Raw genomic sequence first — 25,244 nt, 5'->3', positions numbered from 1 at the left:
GTGTCTGGCAGTCTTCGTTCATGACCGCACGCAGCGCAGACCGTGCCCGTTTCGACAAGGCCACCGCCGAGCTCGACGCCCCGCTCGCGATCGTCGACCTCGAGGCGTTCGACGCCAACGCCGACGACCTGGTCCGCCGCGCGGGCGGCAAGCCGATCCGGGTGGCGAGCAAGTCCGTACGCTGCCGCGCCCTCCTCGAGCGGGTCCTGGCCAGGGACGGCTTCGCCGGGATCATGTCCTTCACGCTCGCCGAGTCGCTGTGGCTGGCGCGTTCGGGCTTCGAGGACGTGCTGCTCGCCTATCCGTCCGCGGACCGCGCCGGCTTCGCCGAGCTGACCTCCGATCCCAAGCTGGCCGCGGCCGTGACCGTGATGATCGACGACCCGGCGCAGCTGCGGCTGATCGAGGCGGCACGCGACGGCGGGCGCGAGGAGGTACGGGTCTGTCTGGAACTGGACACCGCGCTCAAGCTCCTGGGCGGCCGCGTCCGCATCGGGGCGCGCCGCTCCCCGCTGCACTCCCCCGCCCAACTGGCCGACCTGGCACGGGCCGTGGCGCGCACACCGGGGTTCCGGCTGGTCGGGATCATGGCGTACGAGGGTCATGTCGCCGGTGTGGGCGATGCGCTGCTCGGCCGGCCGGTCAGGTCGCGGGCGATCCGCGCGATGCAGAGCGCGGCGCGGCGTGAGCTGGCCGCGCGGCGGGCCGAGGCCGTACGGGCGGTGCGAGCCGTGGCCCCGGACCTGGAGTTCGTCAACGGCGGTGGCACCGGGAGTGTGCAGCACACGGCGGCCGAGGACGCGGTGACGGAGATCGCCGCCGGATCGGGGCTCTATCAGCCGCGGCTTTTCGACAACTACACGTCGTTCAGCGGACGTCCGGCCGCACTGTTCGCGCAGCCGGTGGTGCGCAGGCCCGGGGTCGGGGTCGTCACGGTGCTCGGCGGCGGCTATCCGGCGTCGGGTGCGGCGGGCAAGGACCGCTCGCCGGTCCCGTATCTCCCGGAAGGCCTGACGTACGACCCGCAGGAGGGCGCGGGCGAGGTGCAGACACCGCTGCTCGGCTCGCCCGCGGACGATCTGCGGATCGGCGACAAGGTGTGGTTCCGGCACGCGAAGGCCGGTGAACTGTGCGAGCGCTTCGCGCAGTTGCATCTGGTCGAGGGCGACCGGGTGACGGCCACGGTGCCCACGTATCGCGGTGAGGGGCACACCTTCCTCTAGGTCTGCCGGGCGCGCAGGCCTGCGGGCCGCGCGCTCAGGGCGCGATGCTCGAACCCACGCCCCCGTCCGTCGCGCCCTTGTCGCCGATGCGGCGGATGCTCTTGGTGATCTCATCCATCAGCGACAACGGCGGCCCGTCGTCCGCGTCGAACGCGAAGCGCACGGCGATCAGAGTGTCGGTGCCGGGCTTCGGGAAGACCACGGACTGCACGTAACCGCCGTTGCCCGCCCCGGTCTTGACCCGCCAGCGCACCAGGTAGCCGGTGGATCCCGCGACGACGACCTCCTCGGACTTGAGCTCGGTGTGCGAGGTGATGCCGTTGTACGGACGGCGGTCGATCACATCGCGGTCGTACGAGCTGTCGGCGGCCTCGGTGATATCGGTCTTGGCGGCCACCTCGGGATCACTGCCCGCACCCGAGGCCACAGTCCGCGAGGTGACCCTGCCGTGGTAGCAGAAGCCCGCGTCGCCGGGGCAGGGGTAGGTGCCCTCGGTGGTCATGGTGACGGCCTTCTCGACCGTGTTCTTCGGCCGCTCCCAGCCTTCGGGTATCGGCATCGTGATGCCGTTGAGCTGGTCCTCGAGCACCTTCGCATCGGACTCGGGAGACGCCGTCACCGTCGGCTCGGGCTTGTCGTCCGGCGCCGTGGCCTCGGCGGTCGGGCTGGTGCGGGTCGAGGCCCCGGGGTCGGACTTGTCGTCCTTGCCCAGGACCACGACACCGGTGACGATCGAGGCGACGAGCACGACCCCGGCCGCGGCGAGCGCCACGACCTTGGCGTGTCCGCCCGGCCCGCCGGAGGCGACGGGCGCGGGCGGCCCGAACTGACCACTGTGCTGCGCGGGGTACTGACCGCTGTGCTGCCCGGGGTACTGACCGCTGTGCTGCGCGGGTCCGGCCGGCGCGAGGCCGTGTCCCACGGCGGGCGCCTGGGCGACGCGGGTGTGCGGGGTCCATGCGGTGCCGTCCCACCAGCGTTCGTGGGACGGCGCCTCAGGGTCCTGATACCAGCCGGGCGGCGTCGGGGGCATGCTCATCCGGCCACCCTAGGCGGTGCCCCTTCGGTCAGTACACCGTGTCCTCCTGGTCCGGAACCACGCTGCCGTCGCCGCGCAGGACCGGGCCCGACGAGCCGTCGGAGTGCGTGTAGCCGGTGCTCGCGCACGGGTACGGGGTGCTCTGCTGCTTCTTCGGCTCGATGAACATGGGGTTGACGAGCCAGCGGCCGTCGCTGTTGTCGTAGGCGCGGCACATCAGCTCGGCCTTGTTGCGGTTGATCACGAGCCGCAGCGCGGTGGCGTCGCGCAGGAAGGACACGTCCGTGTCGGAGTCCCCGGCCGCGAACACCGGGCGCCGGTGGGCGGGTTGGACCTGCTCGGCGGGGGCGCCGTGAACCCCGTACACCTCCTGGTTGATCCAGCAGCGCTTGCCGTCGATGTACGTGATCATCGAGTCGTCGCCGTCCGCGACCGTGCCGCAGCCCTTCAGATGCCGGGTGAGGCGGCCCTGCTCGACGACGCTGCGGATGCCGATCACCCGGTCCGGGCCGATTCCCGTGCCGCGCGCCCATGCCTCGACGACCGGCTGGGGCGAGGCCGAGCTGATCCACACGTCGAAGCCGGCCTTGTGCAGCGCCCGGATCAGGTCGCGCTGCTGGTCGTAGTAGCGGACCCAGCCGGTGACGTCCTTCGTGCCGACGCGCCGCTTCGTGCCGACGGGCGCGGCGAGGTTCTCCTTGCGGGCCGCCGCCGCGAAGCCCTGGACCTGGTGGGCGGTCCAGCCGCGGGTGAGCTGGGCGAGCCAGGCGTACGAGGGTTCCATGCGGCGGCGGTCGTGGCCGGCGAAGGCCGCCTTGCCCGCGGTGGTCTCGCCGTCCGCGTACACGGAGAGGATCTCGTCCGCGCAGACGGTGTTCCTGCCGGTGGGCAGGTTGCCCGTGGTCGTGGGACAGGCCTGCCGCAGGGCGGTGGCCGCATCGTCCGTGAGGTAGCGGCTCGTCGTGTGCCAGTCGTTCTTGTACGGGGTCTTGATCCTGCTGTTGCGCAGGAGCCAGAACATGGTGGCGTCGCCCACGTCGTTCTTGACGACGGTGTTGTCCCAGTCGAAGACGGCGACGGGGCGTGCACCGTTGCCGGTGGCACACGTGCCGTACTCGTCGATCAGGTCCTGGAGGCGGGACTTGTTGTCGGCATGCCAGCCCTCGGTGACGGTCAGGGTGGGGCAGGGCTCGGCCCGGTGCGCGGCCGGTGCGGCCTCGGCCGTGGACATACCGGCGACGGCAGCCGTGGTGGCGGCGAGGGCCGTGGCGATTCTCAGGCGGCGGCGGTTCATTCGTCTCCTCTCGATGTGGCGACGGGCGGGCGGAACCCGTGGTTCCGCCCGCCCGTCTTCGACCGTGACCGGTGGGATCACACCGGGGTGACGTACGCCCCGGAGATCCCGCCGTCGACCAGGAAGTCCGTGGCGTTCACGAACGAGGAGTCGTCGCTCGCGAGGAAGGCCACGGCGGCGGCGATCTCGTCCGCGTCCGCGAAGCGGCCGACCGGGATGTGCACCAGGCGGCGCGCGGCCCGCTCGGGGTCCTTGGCGAACAGCTCCTGGAGGAGCGGGGTGTTGACCGGTCCCGGGCACAGGGCGTTGACCCGGATCCCCTCGCGGGCGAACTGCACGCCGAGTTCGCGGGACATCGCGAGGACGCCGCCCTTGGACGCGGTGTACGAGATCTGCGAGGTGGCCGCGCCCATCCGGGCCACGAAGGACGCGGTGTTGATGATCGAGCCCTTGCCCTGGCGGCGCATGTAGGGGATGGCCGCCTTGCAGCACAGGTAGACCGAGGTCAGATTGACCTCCTGGACGCGCTTCCAGGCTTCGAGCCCGGTGTCCAGGATCGAGTCGTCGTCGGGCGGCGAGATCCCCGCGTTGTTGAACGCGATGTCGACCGAGCCGTAGGTGTCGTACGCGGTCTTGAAGAGCGCCTCGACCTGCTCGGCGTCGGTCACGTCCACCCGTACGAACGTGCCGCCGACCTCCTCGGCGGCGGCCTTGCCCGCGGTCTCGTCGATGTCGCCGCAGACCACGTGCGCGCCCTCGGCGGCGAGGCGGCGTGCGGTGGCCAGGCCGATACCGCTGCCGGCTCCGGTGATGACGGCGGTACGGCCGACGAGGCGGCGGCAGATGTTCTGGTCGGTCATGCGGATCAGGCCTCCGTGCTGATGAAGACGTTCTTGGTTTCGGTGAAAGCGGTGAGGGCGTCGGGGCCGAGTTCGCGGCCAAGACCCGACTGCCCGTAGCCCCCGAACGGAGTCCAATAGCGGACGCTGGAATGGGAGTTCACGGACAGGTTGCCTGCCTTCACGGCGCCCGAGACGCGCAGCGCGCGGCCCACGTCGCGGGTCCACAGCGAGCCGGACAGGCCGTACTCGGTGGCGTTCGCCAGCCGTACGGCGTCGGCCTCGTCCTCGAAGGGCAGGACGACGGCGACCGGTCCGAAGACCTCCTCGACGCAGACCGGCGCCGCGGGGTCCAGATCCGTCAATACCGTCGGCGGGAACCAGAAGCCCGGTCCGTCCGGCGCGCTGCCGCGGATGGCCGCGCCCTCGGGCACGTACGAACGCACCCGCTCCAGCTGGGACTTGGAGATCAGCGGACCCATCTGGGTCTTCTCGTCCGCGGGGTCGCCGACGACCACGGACTCGACGGCGGGCGCGAGCAGGTCGAGGAAGCGGTCGTAGACCGAGCGCTGGACGAGAATGCGGGTGCGGGCGCAGCAGTCCTGTCCTGAGTTGTCCAGGAAGGACATGGGGGCGGCCGCGGCGGCGGCTTCGATGTCGGCGTCGGCGAAGACGATGTTGGGGCTCTTGCCGCCGAGTTCGAGCGTGAGCCGCTTCACGTGGTCCGCGCATTTGGCCATGATCTGCTTGCCGACCCGGGTGGAGCCGGTGAACACGATCTTGGCGACACCCGGGTGTTCCACCAGGGCGTCTCCGGCCACATCGCCCGCGCCCGGAAGGACCTGGAAGAGGTGCTCGGGAAGGCCTGCCTCCAGGGCGAGTTCGGCCAGGCGCACAGCCGTGAGCGGGGTGGTCTCCGCGGGCTTGAGCACGACGGCGTTGCCGGCGGCGAGCGCGGGGGCGGTGCCCCAGGCGGCGATCGGCATCGGGAAGTTCCAGGGTGCGATCACGCCGATGACGCCGAGGGGTTCCTGGAAGGTGATGTTGACGCCGCCGGTGACCGGGATCTGGCGGCCGGTCAGCCGTTCCACTCCGCCGGCCGCGTAAGCGAAGAGATCGCGGGCGTTGCCGGCCTCCCAGCGGGCGTTGCCCACCGTGTGCCCGGCCTCGCGGACCTCCAACTGGGCCAGCTCTTCGCCGTGTTGATCGATGGCGTCGGCCACGCGCCGCAGGATGCGCGCACGGTCCGCGGGAGCGAGCGCCGCCCAGGAGGACTGGGCGCGGGCCGCGCGGGCGACCGCCGCGTCGACCTCGGCGGGGGTGGTGGCGGGGACTGTTGCGACCAGTTCCTCGGTCGCGGGGTTGAGTACGTGGTGCTCGTGGAGCAAGTCAGGCCTCACAGATGTACGTACGGGGCGGGAGAAGCGGGCAGGGCAGGGGAAGCGGGCGAGACAGGGCAAGCGGGCCCGAAGGGTCAGTGCCGTTCGCGCCGGAAGGATCAGTGCCGTTCGAAGGAACGCCGCAGTTCCCAGTCGGTCACGGCCGCGTCGAAGGCGTTCAGCTCGACCCGCGCCATGTTGAGGTAGTGCGCCACCACCTCGTCGCCGAACGCGGCCTTGGCGATCGGGCTGTTCTCCCAGAGCTCGGCCGCCTCGCGCAGCGTGGTCGGGACGTGCGCGTAGTCGGCGGTGTAGGCGTTGCCCGCGCAGGCCTCGGGGAGTTCCAGCTTCTGCTCGATGCCGTACAGACCGGCCGCGACCAGGCCCGCGACCGCGAGATGCGGGTTCACATCGCCGCCCGGCAGCCGGTTCTCGAAGCGGGTGGAGCGGCCGTGGCCGACCACGCGCAGCGCGCAGGTGCGGTTGTCGTGGCCCCAGGCCACGGCGGTCGGGGCGAACGAGCCCGGCTGGAAGCGCTTGTACGAGTTGATGTTGGGCGCGTACAGGAGCGAGAAGTCGCGCAGGGCGGCCAACTGGCCGGCCAGGAAGTGCCGCATGACCTCGGACATGCCGTGGCCGCCGGGCCCCGCCATGACGTTGGCGCCGTCGGCGTCGGTGAGCGAGAGATGGATATGGCAGGAGTTGCCCTCGCGCTCGTTGAACTTCGCCATGAAGGTGAGCGCCATGCCCTCCTGCGAGGCGATCTCCTTGGCGCCGGTCTTGTAGATCGCGTGCTGATCGCAGGTGACCAGGGCCTCGTCGTAGCGGAAGGCGATCTCGTGCTGCCCGGGGTTGCACTCGCCCTTCGCGGACTCCACGGTCAGGCCCGCCGCGCCCATCTCGTTGCGGATCCGGCGCAGCAGCGGCTCGATCCGGCCGGTGCCGAGCACCGAGTAGTCGATGTTGTACTGGTTGGCCGGGATCAGGTCGCGGTACTCGCGGTCCCAGGCCTCCTCGTAACTGTCGCGGAAGACGATGAACTCCAGCTCGGTGCCCACCTGGGCGGTGTACCCGAGCTCGGCGAGCCGCTCCAGCTGGCGGCGCAGGATCTGCCGGGGTGCGGCGACGACCGGCCCCCCGTCGTTCCAGGCCAGGTCGGCGATGAGCATCGCGGTGCCCTCGTTCCACGGCACCCGGCGCAGCGTGGACAGGTCGGGGTGCATGGCGAAGTCGCCGTAGCCGCGGTCCCAACTCGACATCGCATAGCCCTCGACGGTGTTCATCTCGGTGTCGACGGCGAGCAGGTAGTTGCAGCCCTCGGTGCCGTGCTCCAGCACTTCGTCGAGGAAGAAGCCGGCGGCGAACCGCTTGCCCTGGAGACGTCCCTGCATGTCGGGAAAGGCCAGGACGACGGTGTCGATCTCGCCGCTCGCGACGAGAGCGCGCAGCTCCTCGACGCCTAGGGGGGCGGTGCGGTCTGCCACGGGGAGTCCTCCTCGGTCGCTCCGGAGTGGCTTAAGGTATTGCTTCAGACCATTCCTTGGGAAGGGGGAAACGGCCGATGACCACAGCCGAACGGATGGACCGGCTCGCTCGCGTCCTGCGTCCGGTGCGCGCGGGCAACGGTTTCGAGGAGGCCCTGGAGCAGGTCCTCCAGGTCATCCGCCTGGGACTGGTCGCGGCCGGCGAACGGCTGCCCGCCGAACGGGAACTGGCGGAGCTGCTCGGCATCAGCCGGGTGACGCTGCGCGAGGTGCTCAGGGTCCTGCAGGACGAGGGCCTGGTGGAGAGCAGGCGCGGCCGGTACGGCGGCACCTTCGTCCTGGCCCGCACGGACGCGACCGGCGAGGACGAGCTGCGCCGGCGCCTGAAGGACGTCGACGTGGAGGACGTCCTGCGCTTCCGCGAGGTCCTGGAGACCGGGGCGGCCGAGCTGTGCGCGGCACGTCCGCTCACCAAGAAGCAGGCCCAGCACCTGAGTTCGGCGCTCGCGGCCACCCAGGACGCGCCGCTGACCGACTACCGCCGCCGCGACACCCTGTTCCACCTCACCCTGGCGGAGCTGTCCGGCTCGCCTTCGCTGACCGCGCACTATGCCGCCGTACGGGCGCAGGTCAATGACCTGCTCGACTGCATCCCGCTGCTCGTACGGAATCTGGAGCACTCGCAGGCGCAGCACGCGGAGCTGGTGGCGGCGGTGCTCGACGGGGATCCGGAGCGCGCGAGGGCCGCGATGCGGGAACACTGCGCGGGCACAGCGGCGTTGCTGCGCGGCTTTCTCGCGTAGCCGAGGGCCTTCTCGCGTAGCCGAAGGCTCTCTCGCGTAGCCGAGGGCCAGGCCGCATGGTCCATGCGGTAACCGGAAAGTAACGCAAGGGACTTGCGCTCCGCGTCGGCCCACCGCAATGGTATGCACTCGCTCCATTGAAGCCACCGAAGCCACCGGCCCTGAGCGGGGAGCCCTGCGATGACCCAAGCAAGCGACAAGAGCGACGCCACCGCACCACCGAAAAACAGCGACGACGAGTATCTGAAGAAGCGCGCGCTCCAGCGCGGCAGCGCCGGCTGGCTGCTGCTCACCGGGCTCGGCGTGGCCTATGTCGTCTCGGGCGACTTCTCGGGCTGGAACTTCGGCCTCGCCGAAGGCGGTTTCGGCGGCCTGGCGATCGCCACGGTCCTGATGGGCCTGATGTACGTCTGCATGGTCTTCTCGCTCGCCGAGCTCTCCGCCATCCTGCCCACGGCGGGCGGCGGTTACGGCTTCGCGCGGCGTGCGCTCGGGCCCTGGGGCGGCTTCCTCACCGGTACGGCGATCCTCATCGAGTACGTCCTGGCACCGGCCGCGATCTCCATCTTCATCGGCGACTACGTCGAGTCCCTCGGCCTGTTCGGCCTGGAATCCGGCTGGCCGGTCTATCTCGCCTGCTTCGTGATCTTCATCGGCATCCACCTCTGGGGCGTGGGCGAGGCGCTGCGGTTCAGCTTCGTCGTCACCGGGATCGCGGTCGCCGCGCTCCTGATCTTCGCCGTCGGCGCGTTCATGGAGTTCGACGCATCCGGGCTCAACGACATCAAGGTGGACGACGGCGCCTTCGGCTCCAACTCCTGGCTGCCGTTCGGACTGCTCGGCATCTGGGCCGCGTTCCCCTTCGGCATGTGGTTCTTCCTGGGCGTGGAGGGCGTGCCGCTGGCCGCCGAGGAGACCCGCGAGCCCGCCCGTACGCTGCCCAAGGCGATCCGCTGGTCGATGGCGATCCTCGTGGTGCTCGCCCTGCTGACCTTCTTCGCCGCGTCCGGAGCGCGCGGTTCGGCGGCGATCCAGGAGGCGGGCAACCCGCTGGTCGAGGCGCTGCAGCCGGACGGCAAGGCCACCGGGCTCAGCCGGATCATCAACTATGCGGGGCTGGCCGGTCTCGTGGCCTCCTTCTTCTCGCTGATCTACGCAGGCTCCCGCCAGCTCTTCGCCCTGTCCCGCGCCGGTTATCTGCCGCGCTTCCTGTCCCTGACCAGCAGCCGCAAGGCGCCCTACCTCGGCCTCCTGGTGCCCGGCGCGATCGGGTTCGCGCTGGCGGCGGGCAGCGGGGACGGCGCACGGATGCTGAACATCGCGGTGTTCGGCGCGACCATCTCGTACGCCCTGATGTCGCTCTCGCACATCGTGCTCCGCCGCCGCGAACCGGGCCTGAACCGCCCGTACCGCACGCCTGGCGGCGTCTGGACCTCGGGCATCGCCCTGGTGCTCTCGCTCTCCGCGCTGGTCGCGACCTTCCTGGTGGATGTCACCGCGGCGTTCATCGCTCTCGGCGTGTACGTCGTGGCGATCGCGTACTTCGGGGTCTACAGCCGCAAGCATCTGGTGGCGAAGGCGCCGGAGGAGGAGTTCGCGGCGCTGGCGGCCGCCGAGGCAGAGTTGGAACGCAATTAGCCGGAACGTCCGGCGTGATGGAGGGTGACGGGTGAGCAGCAGGCCGCTGATCGGGATCAGCACCTACAAGGAGTCCGGTGCGCGCTGGGGCGTCTGGGAGCTGGACGCGGCGCTGCTGCCCGTCGGCTATCCCCGGCTCGTGCAGGACGCGGGCGGGATCGCGGCGCTGCTGCCGCCGGACGATCCGGCGCACGCGCCCGCCGTGGTCGCGCGCCTGGACGGTGTGGTGATCGCCGGTGGCCCCGATGTGGAGCCCGTACGGTACGGCGCCGAGGCCGACCCTCGTACGGGGCCGCCCGCGCGGGAGCGGGACGCGTGGGAACTCGCCCTGATCGACGCGGCGTTGGCGGCGGGCAAGCCGCTCCTGGGGATCTGCCGAGGGATGCAGCTGCTCAACGTCGCGCTCGGCGGCACGCTGCTGCAGCATCTGGACGGCCACACGGGGCCGGTCGGCGTCTTCGGCACGCACAAGGTGCAGCCCGTGCCAGACACCTTGTACGCCTCACTCGTCCCGGGCCCGGACGACGTCCCCACGTACCACCACCAGGCCGTCGCCGTCCTCGGCCGGGGCCTGACGGTATCGGCCCACGCCGCGGACGGCACACCGGAGGCCGTCGAACTACCGGGTCCCGGCTGGGTGTTGGGCGTGCAGTGGCATCCGGAGATGGGGGCGGATCTGCGGGTGATGCGGGGGTTGGTGGAGGCGGCGCAATCCAGCCCGGCCGGCCATCTCAGCCCCTCCGGCGTTTGAGGAGATCCGAACGAAGTTCGGATGCGGGGGCCTGGGGGCGAAGCCCCCAGTTTCGGGAAGGGGCGGGTAGGGGAAAATTCAGCCCGCCCGCGTCAACGACAACAGATCCCGAGCAGGCCCCACAGGCCGGTGCCCGACGCGCCAAACGGCACGCAGGGCCCGGTCCAGCGGCACACCGTCCACAGGGACACGTACGAGCCGACGGGCAGCCAACTCCTCCCCCACCGCAAGCTCACTGAGCACCGAGGGCCCCGCACCGCTCACCGCGGACGCCTTCACCGCGGTGGTCGACGCGAGTTCGAGCAACGGATCCGCCAGCCCGCCGAGCGCGGCATCCAGCACCTGCCGCGTCCCCGACCCGTGCTCACGCAGGATCAGCGGCGTCCGCGCCAGCTCCTCCGGATCGAGCGGCCGCCGCCGCCTGGCCCAGGGATGCGTGGGCGCGGCGACCACCACCAGGTGGTCACGGGCGATGACGACACCGGTGAGCCCGGAAGGAACGGTCAGTCCTTCCACGAACCCCAGATCCACCGCGTCGGCCAGCAGCCGCTCTGCCACGAACTGCGAGTTCCCCGCGAGCAGTTGGACGGCCGTACCGGGACGCTCATGACGCAGCGCGATCAGCCAGCCGGGCAGCAGGTACTCCGCGATCGTCATGCTCGCCGCCACGCGCAGTCGCTTGTCGCGCCCGTCGCGCAACGCCTGTGCCCCCACGTCGAAGGCCTCCGCCGCCTCGACGATCCGACGCGCCCAGTCGGTGACGAGCGCGCCCGCGTCGGTGAGCTTCGAGCCGCGCGGCGAACGGTCCACCAGCGCGACGCCCAGCTGCCGCTCCATCGCCCGTACGCGACTGCTCGCCGCGGGCTGGGTGATCCCGAGCTCGCGGGCGGCCCGCCCGAGGCTGCCGAGGCGGGCGATCGCGATGAGCAGTTGCAGCGCGCCCAGGTCGGGCACTCGATGGGCGAGCCGGTCGGCCGTAACGGGCTCCTGACCTGCGGCGGTGCTGTCACTCATAACGCCAGCTTATGTCCACATAGGCCGGTACGGGCTGGTGCGGGCCGTGCACCTGGCACAGGCTGAAGCCATGGCAACGTACTCGAGTACCCGCACCCCCTCCCCGTCCCGCACCGCTGTCGACACCGGGACGCGAGCGACGGTGCGCCATCTCGGGCCCAACTGGTACGCCGCGGTGATGGGCATCTCCATCGTGGCGTCGGCCGGAGCCACGCTGCCGCATCCGGTGCCGAGACCCGTCACCGTGGGCGTCTGGGCGATCGCCGCGACCGCCCTTGCCGTGCTGCTCTGCGCACGGGCGGTGCACTGGATCCACCACCGCGACCAGGCCCGCTCGCACCTGCTCGATCCCCGGGTCGCCCCGTTCTACGGCTGTCTGTCGATGGCCCTGCTCGCGGTGGGCGGCGCCACCCTGCTCGTCGGCAAGGACGTGATCGGCGAGCGGGCCGCGATCGGCGTGGACGCGGTCCTCTTCGTCGCCGGCACCCTGGTGGGGCTCGCGGCCTCCACGGCCGTGCCGTATCTGATGGTCGCCCGGCACAAGATCGCCCTGGACGAGGCGAGCCCCGTATGGCTGCTGCCTGTGGTCGCCCCCATGGTTTCGGCCGCTCAGGGCCCGGCCCTGCTGCCCCATCTGCCGCAGGGACAGTGGCAGGAGGCGATGCTGCTCGCCAGCTACGCGATGTTCGGAATCAGCCTGATCGCGACCTTCGTCATGCTGCCCCTGATCTTCGGCCGCCTTGTGGTGCACGGACCGCTGCCGCTCGCCCTGACGCCCACCCTCTTCCTGGTCCTCGGCCCGCTCGGCCAGTCCACGACCGCGGTCAATGCGCTCGCGGACGTGGCACCCGACGCGATCAGCCAGGACTACGCCTCGGCGTTCAGCGCGTTCGCCGTCGTCTACGGAGTACCGGTGATGGGCTTCGCCCTGCTGTGGCTGGCGCTCGCGCTGTCCCTGGTCATCCGGGCGCGGCGGGCGGGCATGGGTTTCGCGATGACCTGGTGGGGATTCACCTTCCCCGTCGGCACCTGTGTCACCGGAGCCGCAGGACTGGCCCGGCACACCGGCCTGGACGCCTACTCCTGGCTGGCCACCACGCTCTATGTGTTCCTCGTGGCCGCCGTCCTGGTCGCGGCGGTGAACACCCTGCGCGGTCTGTTCAACGGAAAGCTGCTCGCAGCTCCGCGCTGAGCCGGGCCGGCGCCTCCACCAGGGACGGTCCGTACCAGGTGAGCGAGCGGCCGTCGACGAGCGCCGCAGGGGTTCCCGCGAACGCCTCCGGCCCGTCGTCGGCCGTGAAGCGGTAGGGCTCGTCGGGCAGGACCACCAGATCGGGGCGCTGGGCGTGCAGTTCGTCGAGCGGGATCCGCGGGTAGCGCTCGCTGTGCTCCGCGTACAGATTGACCACACCGAGGCGCGCGAGGAGATCGCCGGCGAAGGTCTCTCGGCCGAGCACCGTCCAGGGGCGGCGCCAGATCGGGACGACGGCGCGGCACGGCGGGAGCGCCGGGGGTTCGGCCCAGGCCTCGGCGGCTTCGTCGAGCCACGGCGGCCTGGGCAGGGCGCACGTCCGCAGGACCCGGTCGAGTTCGGTGAGCGCCTGCGGGAGCGTACGGATGTGCGTGACGAGGACGTGCAGCCCGGCGGCGCGCAGCTCGGCGAGATCGGCCGGGCGGTTCTCCTCCTCGTTGGCGAGCACCAGATCGGGCCGGAGCGCGAGGATCCTTCGTACGTCCGGATTCTTGGTGCCCTTCACGCGGACCACTTCGAGCTCCGCGGGATGCGTGCACCAGTCGGTGGCGCCGACGAGCAGCTCGGGAGCGCTCGCCGCCACCGCCTCCGTCAGCGAAGGCACCAGCGAGACGACCCTGCGGATCACTCGTGCTCGGCCTTGATGTGCTCGGCCACCGCGACCACCAGGACGCGGGTGTCGGGCACGGCCGCGCGCCAGCGGTGCGGCACTCCGCCGGACAGGAACATGGTGTCGCCGCGCGCGAGGCGGTAGGCGCGGCCGTCGGCCTCGACCTCCACGGCGCCTTCGGCCACGTACATCAACTCGTCGTTGCGGTGGCGGAATTCGCGCCCCGAGTCGTGGTCGCCGACGAATTCGAGGGCGTGCAGCTGATGCTTGCCGTGGACCAGGGACCGCACCTCGGGCATCTCGTCGGCCGGTCCGGAGCGCACCACTTCCACGATCCGTTCGGCATCGGCGGCCGAAAGCAGCTCGACGGCGGTGGTGCCGAGCGCGTCGGCGACCCGTTCGAGGGAGGTGGTGCTGGGGCGGGCCCGTTCGTTCTCGATCTGGCTGAGGAACGGCACCGAAAGACCGCTGCGTCCCGAGACCGCGGCAAGGGTGAGGCCGAGCGCCCTGCGCCGTCGCCGGATGGCAGAACCGACCCGTCCGGAGAACTTGTCGTCCATGCCGGCCCCCCTCGCTTCGCTGCGGTCAGATCGCTGTTCCCAGCACCCTACGCAAGGGCAGCTGCCCTCGCCCTGTCAACTGGTCTGCTGATAGTTCGCTCCCACAACCCCATCCGGATTGCCCTCCGCCCTGGTAATGCACGCGCCCGTCGGTAGATCCGCGTGCAGCCGATGCGCGTGCAGCCGATGCGCGCGCCGGGCGGGAGCGGATCAAGCCGAGAGCAGATCAGGCCGAGTAGACGAGCCGGTCGCTCGCCGCGTCGACCCGGGCCGGCGGGATGCCGGTGAGGGAGATCAGCTCGTTCGGGCCGTCGAACCGCCCGAGCCGCTCCCGCGCCTCGATGACGTCGACCGCCTCGACGGCGCTCCAGCCGAGCTCGTGGACGAGCACATCGGCGGAGACGCCGTTGATGTCGACGAGACCGCCGTCGTCGTAGGCACGGGGCAGATCGGGCCGCCCGATCCGCAGTTCGCGGGCCGCCGCCGGGTTCTTGGCGAGCAGCTGCCGCGCCTCCTTGCGGCGGCCCGCCTTCTCTGCAGCCGTATGCGCCGCGTCGCGGTTCTGCTCCGTGCCGGTGGAAGCGGCACCGGAGCCGGGCGACTCGTCCACGCGGGCGGCCACGGCGTGGACCCAGGCACGAGCCCTGAGCACGAGCCGCGCGAGAAGGGCGGGAGGCGGGTTCTGGCTCATCACCACCGAACCTACGGAAGCAAGCGATGACGGGCCCCGGGACCTCAGTCCCCGAGTTCGCGCCAGAAGACCATCTGTCCGGCCTCGCCGGGCGCCGCGCCCTCCCGCGGGATGAACGCGCTGACGAGCAGCGCCGGGCGGCCCGACGGTGACGTCAGCAGGGAGACCGCGGGGTTCGCGAAGGCCGTGCTGGCGCCGTGGGTGCGCAGCGTCAGAAGGTCGGCGCGGCCGCGGCGGGGATCGTAGATGTACGTGCGCCAGCTGGCGAAGTCGTCGCGGAGCCGCTGTCCTTCGATGACGACCAGGTCGCGGCCGTCGAGCCGTACGGACGAGCGGTCGCCGATGTTGCCGTTGCTCCCCCATGCGCGCAGCGCCGTGTCCAGGGTGGGGTCGGGCTCGGCTTGCCAGGTGGTGAAGTCCTCGAGCGTGGCGCGCAGTTGGCGGTCGATGTCGCAGCCGGACCGGTAGTGGCCGGTCAGTTCGATGGTGTCGCCGCGGACCGCGGTGATGGCGGGGGTGCCCTCGGCGCAGCGCGAGAGCGTGAGCGGGGCGTCGAAGGAACGGTCCGCCTGCCCGGACAGAAGGCCGTCGAGGCTCGCGTATCCCCGTATCGCTATGTGATTGCGGGGATCGCGCTCGAAGGCGAGGATCCAGCCGCCGGCCGGATCCTCGGCCAGCGTGGCCTGATGGGTGCCGGGCCCGAAGTCATGGCGGCGGGTCCAGTGCACGAGGTCGGTGGACGTGGCGACGGCCGCGTGGAAGCGGCCGTCGTCGAGCACCGTGTGATAGACGGCGAGATAGCTGCCGTCCGCGGCCTGCCGTATCTCCGCGGCGTCCATGGTGCGCCCGGTGTCGTCGGTCAGTCCGTACGCGTGGCCGTCGGCGGCGCGCGCGTCGCCCGCGAGCACCGCGAGGCGTCCGGCGGCGGCCGAGACCGGGGCGGCGTCGGCGCGGCCGATCTGGAGCAGGCCCACGATCAGGGCCAGGACCAGGACGGCGGCGGCGCTCAGGGGCACGGCACGGCGGGACGGGGACACGAGCTCCGAGGGTAAGGAACAGGTGAAGCCGGCGGAACGCACCGAAGGGTGGGGTTCACCACAGGCCGTGGTGAACCCCACCCTTCGAAGCGACACGGGAGCGTCAGCCCCCGAACCTCACTTCACCGGCGCGAACCTGTCGAGCATCTCCGGATGCGCGTCGAGCCAGCGGCGGGCGGATTCCTTCTGCTGGTCGGGGCCGCCCTTCTGGATCTCGACCTCGAGGGAGGCGAGCTCCTCCTCGGTCATCTTGAAGTTCTTCAGCCACCCGTTGAGCTCCGGGAAGTCCTTGGCGAAGTCCTTCTTGCCCATGACGTGGATCTGCTCGCCCTCGCCCCAGGCCTTCTTCGGGTCCTGGAGCTTCTTCAGGTCGTACTTGCCGTACGCCCAGTGCGGCGACCACAGGGTCACCACGACCGGCTCCTTCTTCTGGATCGACCGCTGCAGCTCCGCCAGCATCGACGACGTACTGGACGAGACGACCTTGTACTCCCCCTCCAGCCCGTAGTCCTTCAGCACCTTCTCGTTCAAGGTCTTCATCATCCCGGCACTGGCCTCAATGCCGATGATCTTCCCCTTGAACTTCTTCCCCTGACCCTTCAGATCCTCAAGGGAATCGATGCCCTTCATGTACGAAGGCACGGACAGTTCGAGCGACGTCGGGCCATACCAGGACCCGATGTCGGTGAGCTTGTCCTTGTACTGGTCGACGTAGTCCTTGTGCGTCGTCGGCAGCCACGCGTCGAACTGGACGTCCATCTGACCCTGCGCGAGCGAGGTGTACAGCGGCCCCGGGTCGAGCTGCTTGTTCGTGGTCTTGTAGCCGCGGTCCTCCAGGATGTTCTCCCAGAGGTACGTGGAGGCGATGGCCTCGTCCCACGGGAAGTAGCCCATGTCGACCGTCATGCCGGCGTCGCGGCCCTGCGCCTTGGCACCGCCGCCCGGCACGGGGGCGAGCTTGTCGACGAGGCCCGGGTTCTTCTTGAGCCAGGTCTTCACGGCCTGCTGCTCGTTGTTCTCGCCGGCGTCCTTGATCGCGTTCTCCAGGCCGGTGAGCTGCTTCTCGTCCAGCTTGAAGTCCTTCAGCCACTTCGCGACCGTCGGGTCCTTCTTGGAGAAGCCCTTGTGGGCGACGGTGTGGATCTGCTCGCCCTCGCCCCAGGCCTTCTTCGGGTCCTGGAGCTTCTTCAGGTCGTACTTGCCGTACGCCCAGTGCGGCGACCACAGGGTCACCACGACCGGCTCCTTCTTCTGGATCGACCGCTGCAGCTCCGCCAGCATCGACGACGTACTGGACGAGACGACCTTGTACTCCCCCTCCAGCCCGTAGTCCTTCAGCACCTTCTCGTTCAAGGTCTTCATCATCCCGGCACTGGCCTCAATGCCGATGATCTTCCCCTTGAACTTCTTCCCCTGACCCTTCAGATCCTCGAGCGAATCGATGCCCTTCATGTACGAAGGCACCGTCAGCTCAAGGGAGGTCGGTCCGTACCAGGAGCCGAGGTCCTCGAGGTTCGCGGCGTTCTTGTCCCAGTAGTCCTTGTGCGTGGTGGGGAGCCACGCGTCGGTCTGGAAGTCGATGTCGCCGCGGGCGACGCCGGAGTAGAGCGGGCCCGGGTCGAGCTGCTTGATGTCCGTCTCGTAGCCGCGCTGCTCCAGGAGCTCCTTCCACAGGTACGTGGAGGCGATGCCCTCGTCCCAGGGGATGTAGCCCAGGTTGATCTTCTTGCCCTTGCCGATGTCGGCGGCGGCCGTCTGCGGTCCCGAGTCGTCCTTGGAAACGGCGATGTTCATGCCGCCGGCGACCAGGGCGAGCACGACCACACCGACGGTGGCGATCGCCGTGCCGGGCTTGTAGTGCACGAACTTGAGGCGGCCCGCGGCGGCCGCGGCCTTGGCGGCGGCGCGGCGGCCGAGCGGCGAGACGCGCTGGTTGAGGGCGCCCGTCATCCGGTCCAGGTACATGGCCAGGATGACCACGGCGACACCGGATTCGGCGGCGAGGCCGACCTGGAGCTGGGTGATCGCGGCGTACACCTTCTCGCCGAGACCGCCCGCGCCCGCCATGCCGCCAATGACGACCATCGACAGGGCCAGCATGATGACCTGGTTGATACCGGCCATGATCGTCGGCAGCGCGAGGGGCAGCTGCACCCGGGTGAGGGTGTGCTTCGGGCTGGTGCCGAAGGCCTCGGCGGCCTCGACCAGTTCGCCGTCGACCTGACGGATGCCGAGCTCGGTCATGCGCACGCCGGGCGGCATCGCGAAGACGATCGTGGCGATGACACCCGGGGTCACGCCGACGCCGAAGAACATCACGCCGGGGATCAGGTACACGAACGCCGGCATCGTCTGCATGACGTCGAGCACCGGACGTATCGCACCGCTGATGCGCTTGCTCTTCGCGGCCCAGATACCGAGCGGCACGGCGAGCACCACGGTGATCACCGCGGCCACGATCACCAGTGACAGCGTTGCCATGGCGTCGTCCCACAGACCGAGCGAATCGATCAGGGCGAAGCCCACGAAGGCCAGGAAGCCGGGCAGCAGACCGCGCAGCCAGCATGCGATCACGGCGAAGATGCCGGCGATCAGGAGCGGCTCACCGGCGCTGAGGACCGTGTCGACGCCCTCGTACATGCCCTCGAGGACACTGTTGACGAAGTCGAAGAGCCAGGCGAGGTGGGTCTGCAGCCAGCCGACCGCGTCCTCCACCCAGGAGCCGAATTCGAGCCTAGGCATCGGACTTCACCGCCTTCACGGTCTCGCGCGGCGCCGGGACGGCGGCCTGCACCCCCGCGGTCGGGGCCGCTTCGGCTCCGGCCTTGTCGGTATGGGTCTCGTCGGCGGTCTCGTCGATACGCGCTTCGTCGGCGAGCGCGGAGAACAGCTGCTCGTGCCCGACGACACCGATCAGGTCGCCGTCGTCGTCGGTCACCGAGATCTCGGTGGTGCCCTCGGCGAGCGCCGCGAAGAGCTCGGCCACCGGGGTCTCCGCGCTGCACGAGGAGCCCTCGTCGTCGCTGAACTCGGTGTCGGCGGCGACCTTCTCCATGATCGAACCGGCGGTGAGCACCCGGGTGCGGTCGACGTCCTCGACGAAGCGGCGCACATAGTCGTTGGCCGGACGGACCAGGATGTCCTCGCCCGTGCCGGTCTGGACGATGCGGCCGTCGCGCATGACGGCGATCTGGTCGCCCAGGCGCATGGCCTCGTTGAGGTCGTGGGTGATGAAGACGATGGTCTTCTTCAGGGTCTTCTGCAGTTCGAGCAGCTGGTCCTGCATATCGCGGCGGATCAGCGGGTCGAGCGCGCTGAACGACTCGTCCATGAGCAGCAGATCGGCGTCGGTGGCGAGCGCACGGGCCAGGCCCACACGCTGCTGCATACCGCCGGAGAGCTCGTCCGGCCAGGACTTCTCCCAGCCCTTGAGGCCGCACAGTTCGAGCGCCTCGGTGGCGCGCCGCAGACGCTCCTCCTTGGCGACGCCCTGGACTTCGAGTCCGTACGCGGCGTTCTCGAGGACGCTGCGGTGCGGGAAGAGCGCGAAGTGCTGGAAGACCATGCTGATCTTCTTGGAGCGGACCTCGCGGAGCTTCCTGGGGTTCAGGTGGGTGATGTCGTCGCCGTCGAAGAGCACGCGTCCGGCGGTGGGCTCCAGCAACCCGTTGAGCATGCGAAGGAGCGTGGACTTTCCGGATCCGGACAGCCCCATCACGACGAAGATCTGCCCCGGCTCCACGGTGAACGAAGCGTCGATCACCGCCGCCGTGGTGCCTTCGGCACGCAGTTCGTCGCGGTCGGCGCCTGCTTCGAGCCGGTGTACCGCGTCTTCGGGCCTTCTGCCGAACACCTTGTACAGGTGCTCCGCCTGGAGCCTGGACATAAAACCTCTCGGGTCGTACGTAAAGACAGCCCGCCTCCCCCGCCGGCGGGCTGTGGAGCTGCGCGGGGTCTGCCCGCTGCCCGGCCGGAAATGGTTGTATCCGGCACGGGTCCGCTCCGGGTGCGCGCCTGCCCTGGCGTTTCCCGGAGCAAACGGAAAGTGATCCGTTTCACAATCTCTTTATGTCGAGGTACGTCCGCTGTTCGGGTCGGCGCCTTCGGGAGGCGCCTTCGCGAGCCGCACGGATCGCGTCCGCGGGGCCGGGCCGCCCGTAGGGCCCGTTGTCGGTGGGGTGCGGCATGATGCGAGATGTGACGCAAACCCGACGGCTCATGCTCCTCGACACCGCCTCTCTCTACTTCCGCGCCTACTTCGGCGTACCGGAGTCGATGAAGGCCCCCGACGGCACACCGGTCAATGCGGTGCGCGGCCTGATCGACTTCATCGACCGCCTGGTCAAGGACCACCGGCCCGACGAACTGGTCGCCTGCTGGGACGACGACTGGCGCCCGCAGTGGCGGGTCGACCTGATCCCCTCGTACAAGGCGCATCGCGTCGCCGAGGAGACGGAGACCGGACCCGACGCGGAGGAGATCCCCGACACCCTCTCGCCGCAGGTCCCGGTGATCGTCGACGTCCTGGAGGCACTCGGCATCGCCCGCATCGGCGCGCCCGGCTATGAGGCGGACGACGTCATCGGCACGCTCACCGCCCGCGCCTCCGGCCCCGTCGACATCGTCACGGGCGACCGCGACCTCTATCAGCTGGTCGACGACAAGCGCGGTATCCGCGTCCTGTATCCGATCAAGGGCGTCGGCAATCTGCAGCTCACCGACGAGGCATGGCTGCGCGAGAAGTACGCGCTCGACGGCGGCGGTCCCGCCTATGTCGACTTCGCCGTTCTGCGCGGCGACCCGAGCGACGGCCTGCCGGGCGTGCCCGGCGTCGGCGAGAAGACCGCGGCCAAGCTGCTCGCCGAGTACGGCGATCTGGCGGGCATCATGGCCGCCATCGACGACCCCAAGTCCAAGCTCACGCCGTCGCAGCGCACGAAGCTCGACGCGTCGCGGCCTTACGTGGCGGTCGCGCCGAAGGTCGTACGGGTGGCCACGGACGTCCCGGTCCCGGAGGTCGACCTGAGTCTGCCGAGCGAGCCCCGCGACCCGGCGTCCCTGGACGACCTGGCGGAGCGCTGGGGCATCGGGACCCCGCTGAAGCGGCTGGTCACGACGCTCGCGGGCTGAGCGGGACCGGACGGAGGGGGCTTCGCCAAGTGCGGCGCCTGATGCGACCCGTGGTTCGATTCCGGGTTTCGCAGGATGCGACGTCAGCGCGACTCCCCCTCCACTCCTTTCCTGACGGGTGTTAACTTAGGTCGACCTAAGTAAGCCGATCAGGGGAGGCTGTCGTGGCGGAACGCCCGGCGCGCAAGGCACCGCAGGTCCATCTCGCGAACGTGGTCCGCAGCGAGCAGCTCACCCCGCACATGCAGCGCGTGGTGCTCGGCGGCGAGGGGCTCGCCCGCTTCGCGGCCGACGAGTTCACCGACCACTACATCAAGCTCCTGTTCGCGCCCGACGGCGTGGAGTATCCCGAGCCCTTCGACATCCAGGCGATCCGCTCCGAGCTGCCGCGTGAGCAGTGGCCGGTGACGCGCACGTACACGGTGCGCGCCTGGGATCCCCAACTCCGCGAGATCACCGTCGACTTCGTGATCCACGGCGACGAGGGTCTGGCCGGGCCCTGGGCCAGGGACGCCCGCCCCGGCGACACCATCCGCTTCCTGGGCCCGGGCGGCGCCTACGCGCCGTCGCCGAGCGCCGACTGGCATCTGCTCGCGGGAGACGAGAGCGCGCTGCCCGCGATCGCCGCCTCCCTGGAGCAACTCCCCGAGGGCGCCGAGGTGTTCGCCTACGTGGAGGTGGAGGACGCCTCGGAGGAGCAGAAGGTCTCCGCGCCCGACGGCGTCGGCATCACCTATCTGCACCGCGAAGGACGCCCGGTCGGCACGGCCCTGATCGAGGCCGTACGCACCCTGGACTTCCCCGAGGGGGAGATCCACGCGTTCGTCCACGGCGAGGCCGGCTTCGTCAAGGAGCTCCGCCGCCATCTCCGTATCGACCGGGGCATCGCGCGCGAACAGCTCTCCATCTCCGGCTACTGGCGCCTGGGTCACAACGAGGACGGCTGGCAGGCCTCCAAGCGCGACTGGAACGCCCAGGTGGAGGCGGAACAGGAAGGCGCCACGGCGACCTCCTGACCGCTCCCGGCCCGCACAGCACCCCATCGGTTCGTACCGGTGGGGTGCTTTTGCGTGCGCCTCGAAGTGGACCCGAGCGAGCCCTCATTTGGAATACCAAAACTCGGCAAGACCTCTTGACCAGCGCGCCTACGCGGCCGTAGCGTCCCGGTCACCCCTCCTTGGAAAACAGATTTCGCATACCGAAATCAAGAAAGGTGCCGGTGTGACCACAGCGCAGACCTCCTTGCGTACGGACGAGGCTCCGCTCGTCGGCGCGGGTTCCACGCCGGTGGAGCCGAGCCCCCGGCTGTACAGCCCCGACCTCGCCCCCACGCAGAAGGCAGGCCGCAGCTGGGGCGGCTACAACGTCTTCACGCTGTGGGCCAACGACGTGCACAGCCTGGGCAACTACGCCTTCGCAATCGGCCTGTTCGCACTCGGCATGGGCGTGTGGGACATCCTCGGCGCCTTCGTCCTCGCCTCCGTCTTCCTCTTCGTGCTCTTGAGCCTGTCCGGCTACATGGGCGCGAAGACGGGTGTCCCCTTCCCGGTGATGAGCCGGATCGCCTTCGGTGTGCGGGGCGCGCAGGTCCCCGCAGTGATCCGCGGCGGTGTCGCGATCGCCTGGTTCGGCATCCAGACCTATCTCGCCTCGGTGGTGCTCTCCGCCCTCGCGATCGCCGTGGCCCCCGGGCTCGCCTCCTGGCAGGACACGTCCGTGCTCGGGCTCGACCTGCTCGGCTGGGTCTCGTTCGCGGTGCTCTGGATCATCCAGGTGCTGATCGTCAGCTACGGCATGGACGTGATCCGCAAGTACGTGGCCGTCGCGGCCCCCGCCGTCCTGATCACCTTCGTGGCGCTGGCCGTATGGATGCTCTCGCGGGTCGACTGGTCCATCGCGATGGACGCGGGCAGCCCCTTCACGGGCGCCGACCGCTGGCTGCACATCCTCGAGGCAGCCGCCCTGTGGGTGGTCATCTACGGCACCTTCGTCCTGAACTTCTGCGACTTCACCCGCTCCGCGAAGAGCAACCGCTCGATCCTGCTTGGCAACCTGGTCGGCATCCCGCTCAACATGCTGTTCTTCGCCGGCATCGTGGTCGTCCTCAGCGGCGCGCAGTTCAAGCTCGACGGCAAGGTCATCACCAACCCCGCCGACATCGTGCAGGAGATCCCCTCCACCTGGCTGCTCGCGCTCGCCTCGCTCTCCCTCATCGTGCTGACCGTCGCGGTCAACCTCATGGCCAACTTCGTGGCGCCCGTGTACACGCTGGTCAACCTCTTCCCGCGCAAGCTGGACTTCCGCAAGGCGGCAATCGTCAGCGCCGTGCTCGGCCTGGTCATCCTGCCGTGGAACCTCTACAACAGCCCTGTCGTCGTCGACTACTTCCTCGGCGGTCTCGGCGCCCTGCTCGGCCCGGCGTTCGGCATCGTGATGGCCGACTACTGGGTGCTGCGCAGGACCCGTGTGAACGTCCCGCACCTGTACACCGAGGACCCCACGGCGACCTACGCCTATCGCCGCGGCGTGAACCCGCGAGCCCTGGGCGCCCTCGTGCCGTCCGCGGCCGTAGCCGTGGTCATCGCCCTGGTGCCGTACTTCTCCGAGATCGCCGGCTTCTCGTGGTTCATCGGCGCCATCCTCGCCGGCGTGCTCTACCTCGTCCTCCCCGGACGCGGCGCGGCCCCGGCCGAGGACGTCGACGGCGAGGACATCGCGGTACCGAGCGCATAGCCACCCCTCCCCATCGCAACCGCCGCACCGAACACCGAACGAAACAGGAACACCCCCTATGCGCATCCTCGTCGTCAACGTCAACACCACCGATTCGATGACGAAGACCATCGGCGAACAGGCGATGACCGCCGCCTCCCCCGGCACCGAAATCGTGCCGCTCACCCCGGCGTTCGGCGCGGACTCGGTCGAGGGCAACTACGAGAGCCACCTCGCGGCGATCGCGGTGATGGAGACCGTCAGGTCCTACCCCGAGCCCTTCGACGCGGTGATCCAGGCCGGTTACGGCGAGCACGGCCGCGAAGGCCTGCAGGAACTGCTCGACGTCCCCGTCGTCGACATCACCGAAGCGGCCGCCGCCACCGCGCAGTTCCTCGGCCGCAGTTACTCGGTCATCACCACCCTCGACCGTGCGGTGCCGCTCATCGAGGACCGTCTCCTCCTGGCCGGGCTCTCGGCCCGCTGCGCCTCCGTCCGGGCCAGCGGAATGCCCGTACTCGAGCTGGAACGTGACCCCGCGGCCGCGGTCGAGGCGATCGCGGAGGAGGCCGCCCGCGCGGTCGAACAGGACCGCGCGGAGGTCATCTGCCTCGGCTGCGGCGGCATGTCCGGGCTGAGCGAACGCGTCGTGGAGCGCACCGGCGTCCCCGTCGTCGACGGGGTCGCCGCCGCGGTCACGATCGCCGAGTCCCTGGTCCGCCTCGGTCTGACCACGTCGAAGGTCCGCACGTACGCGCCACCGCGGCCCAAGCAGTTCCGTGCGTGGCCGATGGCGGTGTGAGGGGCTGACGAGCCGACCGCCGTCGGGGTTGGCCGACCATCCGGCCGCCCGGCGTTGGGGTTGGCCTACCGTCCGGCCGGCGTTGGCGTTGGCGTTGGCGTTGGCGTTGGCGTTGGCCGACCTTCCGGCCGCCCGGCGTCCGGCAGTAGACCGCGAGGGCGCCTGATGGGTTCGAACCCCGTCAGGCGCTCTCGCTCCCTCCGCCGCGTCAGACCGACTTCTGATACGAACGGAACGTCCGCGTGGACAGCCACACCGCCACGACAGTCAGGACGAGCAGCCCACCGCCACGACTGAGCACCAGGCCCCAGTCGGGGTTGTCCGCCATGGCCGAACGGCCCACGACCATCGCCCAGTTGACCGGGTTCCAGTCCGCTATGGACTGCATCCATCCGGGCATCTGGGCAGGAGCCATGAAGGCGGTGGACAGAAAAGTCAGCGGCAGCATCAGGAAGGTGTTGACGCCGATGATCGACTCACGCTGGCGGACCAGCATCCCCATGGCGTTGGACAGCGCCCCGAATATCGCGCCGAGCAGCACCGAGGCGAGGATCAGGACCACAAGCCCGGTGATCCCGCCGGGATAGTCCGCCCCGCCCAGCTTGCCGAGCAGCACGATGATCACGGACTGCAGTGCGGTACTGACGCCGTTCTGCACGACGTTGGCGTTCATCAGCGCGCCACGGCTGACGGGCGTGGTCAGGAAACGGTTGAGCGTCCCGCGCTCGATCTCCTCCAGGGTGCCCATGCCCGCCCACATCGAGGAGCTGAGCGCGCTCATCACCACGATGCCGGGCACCAGGTAGTCGAGATAGGTCGTGGTGCCGAAGCCGCCGAGCTCGACGACCTTCTTGAAGAGGTTGCCGAACAGAAAGAGCCAGATCGCCGGCTGCACCAGCATCATCACGAGGTACGCGGGCTGCCGGACGATCACCTTCAACTGGCGCTGGGTCATGAACCAGTTCTGCGCAAGGGACTCGGTCATC

Annotated in this window: 22 protein-coding genes; 9 read left to right on the top strand and 13 right to left on the bottom strand. The window is 70.0% G+C overall.

Annotated features, from left to right (window positions below; translation table 11 throughout):
• Positions 1-20: 20 nt before the first annotated feature.
• Positions 21-1,223, top strand: a complete 1,203-nt coding sequence (locus H9Y04_RS23490) for an amino acid deaminase/aldolase (RefSeq protein WP_187815963.1) — start codon at positions 21-23, stop codon at positions 1,221-1,223.
• A gap of 34 nt (positions 1,224-1,257) precedes the next feature.
• On the opposite strand, the gene H9Y04_RS23485 is transcribed toward H9Y04_RS23490, so the two are convergent.
• The 5 genes from H9Y04_RS23485 to H9Y04_RS23465 all read right to left on the bottom strand — a co-directional run bounded on the left by H9Y04_RS23485 (position 1,258) and on the right by H9Y04_RS23465 (position 7,258).
• A complete protein-coding gene (locus H9Y04_RS23485; protein ID WP_187815962.1) occupies positions 1,258-2,262 on the bottom strand; it encodes a DUF2510 domain-containing protein in 1,005 nt (334 codons plus the stop codon).
• 28 nt (positions 2,263-2,290) lie between these two features.
• A complete protein-coding gene (locus H9Y04_RS23480) occupies positions 2,291-3,556 on the bottom strand; it encodes a haloacid dehalogenase-like hydrolase (RefSeq protein ID WP_187815961.1) in 1,266 nt (421 codons plus the stop codon).
• A gap of 77 nt (positions 3,557-3,633) precedes the next feature.
• Positions 3,634-4,416: a 3-oxoacyl-ACP reductase gene (locus H9Y04_RS23475; RefSeq protein ID WP_187815960.1), complete on the bottom strand. Its 783-nt coding sequence runs from the start codon at positions 4,414-4,416 to the stop codon at positions 3,634-3,636.
• 5 nt (positions 4,417-4,421) lie between these two features.
• Positions 4,422-5,783: an aldehyde dehydrogenase family protein gene (locus H9Y04_RS23470; RefSeq protein WP_187815959.1), complete on the bottom strand. Its 1,362-nt coding sequence runs from the start codon at positions 5,781-5,783 to the stop codon at positions 4,422-4,424.
• 110 nt (positions 5,784-5,893) lie between these two features.
• On the bottom strand, positions 5,894-7,258 hold the full coding sequence (locus H9Y04_RS23465) for a glutamine synthetase family protein (RefSeq protein ID WP_187815958.1): 1,365 nt from the start codon (positions 7,256-7,258) through the stop codon (positions 5,894-5,896).
• A 77-nt stretch (positions 7,259-7,335) separates the two neighbouring features.
• Here H9Y04_RS23465 and H9Y04_RS23460 point away from each other — a divergent pair, with 77 nt between their 5' ends.
• The 3 genes from H9Y04_RS23460 to H9Y04_RS23450 all read left to right on the top strand — a co-directional run bounded on the left by H9Y04_RS23460 (position 7,336) and on the right by H9Y04_RS23450 (position 10,450).
• On the top strand, positions 7,336-8,061 hold the full coding sequence (locus H9Y04_RS23460; RefSeq protein ID WP_187815957.1) for a FadR/GntR family transcriptional regulator: 726 nt from the start codon (positions 7,336-7,338) through the stop codon (positions 8,059-8,061).
• A gap of 180 nt (positions 8,062-8,241) precedes the next feature.
• Positions 8,242-9,699, top strand: coding sequence for an ethanolamine permease (gene eat, locus H9Y04_RS23455; protein WP_187815956.1), 1,458 nt, complete (start codon positions 8,242-8,244; stop codon positions 9,697-9,699).
• Positions 9,700-9,730: 31 nt separating this feature from the next.
• A complete protein-coding gene (locus H9Y04_RS23450; RefSeq protein ID WP_187815955.1) occupies positions 9,731-10,450 on the top strand; it encodes a gamma-glutamyl-gamma-aminobutyrate hydrolase family protein in 720 nt (239 codons plus the stop codon).
• 78 nt (positions 10,451-10,528) lie between these two features.
• Here H9Y04_RS23450 and H9Y04_RS23445 read toward each other — a convergent pair whose 3' ends face one another.
• Positions 10,529-11,464, bottom strand: coding sequence for a LysR family transcriptional regulator (locus tag H9Y04_RS23445; RefSeq protein ID WP_187815954.1), 936 nt, complete (start codon positions 11,462-11,464; stop codon positions 10,529-10,531).
• Positions 11,465-11,534: 70 nt separating this feature from the next.
• Here H9Y04_RS23445 and H9Y04_RS23440 point away from each other — a divergent pair, with 70 nt between their 5' ends.
• Positions 11,535-12,656 carry a TDT family transporter gene (locus H9Y04_RS23440; RefSeq protein WP_187815953.1) on the top strand — a complete coding sequence of 374 codons (1,122 nt, stop codon included), beginning with the start codon at positions 11,535-11,537 and terminating at the stop codon, positions 12,654-12,656.
• Here the strand turns inward: H9Y04_RS23440 and H9Y04_RS23435 are convergent.
• The 6 genes from H9Y04_RS23435 to H9Y04_RS23410 form a co-directional block, all read right to left on the bottom strand.
• Positions 12,625-13,341, bottom strand: a complete 717-nt coding sequence (locus H9Y04_RS23435) for a helical backbone metal receptor (protein WP_438818139.1) — start codon at positions 13,339-13,341, stop codon at positions 12,625-12,627. The genes H9Y04_RS23440 and H9Y04_RS23435 overlap by 32 nt on opposite strands.
• Complete coding sequence (locus tag H9Y04_RS23430; RefSeq protein WP_187815951.1) at positions 13,341-13,886, bottom strand: helix-turn-helix domain-containing protein; 546 nt, start codon at positions 13,884-13,886, stop codon at positions 13,341-13,343. The genes H9Y04_RS23435 and H9Y04_RS23430 overlap by 1 nt, the downstream gene beginning before the upstream one ends.
• A 226-nt stretch (positions 13,887-14,112) precedes the next feature.
• Positions 14,113-14,577: a ComEA family DNA-binding protein gene (locus H9Y04_RS23425; protein WP_187815950.1), complete on the bottom strand. Its 465-nt coding sequence runs from the start codon at positions 14,575-14,577 to the stop codon at positions 14,113-14,115.
• A 44-nt stretch (positions 14,578-14,621) separates the two neighbouring features.
• Positions 14,622-15,614: a hypothetical protein gene (locus tag H9Y04_RS23420; RefSeq protein ID WP_187815949.1), complete on the bottom strand. Its 993-nt coding sequence runs from the start codon at positions 15,612-15,614 to the stop codon at positions 14,622-14,624.
• 117 nt (positions 15,615-15,731) lie between these two features.
• Positions 15,732-18,356: an ABC transporter permease/substrate binding protein gene (locus tag H9Y04_RS23415; RefSeq protein ID WP_187815948.1), complete on the bottom strand. Its 2,625-nt coding sequence runs from the start codon at positions 18,354-18,356 to the stop codon at positions 15,732-15,734.
• Positions 18,349-19,500, bottom strand: coding sequence for a quaternary amine ABC transporter ATP-binding protein (locus H9Y04_RS23410; RefSeq protein WP_187815947.1), 1,152 nt, complete (start codon positions 19,498-19,500; stop codon positions 18,349-18,351). Before H9Y04_RS23410 ends, H9Y04_RS23415 begins: the two co-directional genes overlap by 8 nt.
• 302 nt (positions 19,501-19,802) lie before the next feature.
• Between H9Y04_RS23410 and H9Y04_RS23405 the strand changes: the two genes are divergently transcribed.
• The 4 genes from H9Y04_RS23405 to H9Y04_RS23390 all read left to right on the top strand — a co-directional run bounded on the left by H9Y04_RS23405 (position 19,803) and on the right by H9Y04_RS23390 (position 24,258).
• Positions 19,803-20,744 carry a 5'-3' exonuclease gene (locus H9Y04_RS23405; RefSeq protein ID WP_236071327.1) on the top strand — a complete coding sequence of 314 codons (942 nt, stop codon included), beginning with the start codon at positions 19,803-19,805 and terminating at the stop codon, positions 20,742-20,744.
• A 164-nt stretch (positions 20,745-20,908) separates the two neighbouring features.
• Positions 20,909-21,760 carry a siderophore-interacting protein gene (locus tag H9Y04_RS23400; RefSeq protein ID WP_187815945.1) on the top strand — a complete coding sequence of 284 codons (852 nt, stop codon included), beginning with the start codon at positions 20,909-20,911 and terminating at the stop codon, positions 21,758-21,760.
• 271 nt (positions 21,761-22,031) lie between these two features.
• On the top strand, positions 22,032-23,477 hold the full coding sequence (locus H9Y04_RS23395) for an NCS1 family nucleobase:cation symporter-1 (protein WP_187816178.1): 1,446 nt from the start codon (positions 22,032-22,034) through the stop codon (positions 23,475-23,477).
• Positions 23,478-23,535: 58 nt separating this feature from the next.
• Positions 23,536-24,258 (top strand): aspartate/glutamate racemase family protein, encoded by a 723-nt coding sequence (locus tag H9Y04_RS23390; protein WP_187815944.1) that lies wholly within the window; start codon positions 23,536-23,538, stop codon positions 24,256-24,258.
• A 208-nt stretch (positions 24,259-24,466) separates the two neighbouring features.
• Here the strand turns inward: H9Y04_RS23390 and H9Y04_RS23385 are convergent, their stop codons facing one another.
• The gene (locus H9Y04_RS23385; RefSeq protein WP_187816177.1) at positions 24,467-25,243 is read right to left on the bottom strand and encodes an ABC transporter permease; all 777 of its coding nucleotides are present in this window, start codon (positions 25,241-25,243) and stop codon (positions 24,467-24,469) included.
• Position 25,244 lies beyond the last annotated feature (1 nt).

The sequence above is a fragment of the Streptomyces polyasparticus genome (assembly GCF_014493765.1).
Lineage (GTDB): Bacteria > Actinomycetota > Actinomycetes > Streptomycetales > Streptomycetaceae > Streptomyces > Streptomyces polyasparticus.
The sequence above is the reverse complement of the archived record's forward strand: the minus strand, read 5'-3'. Positions and strand labels throughout refer to the sequence as shown.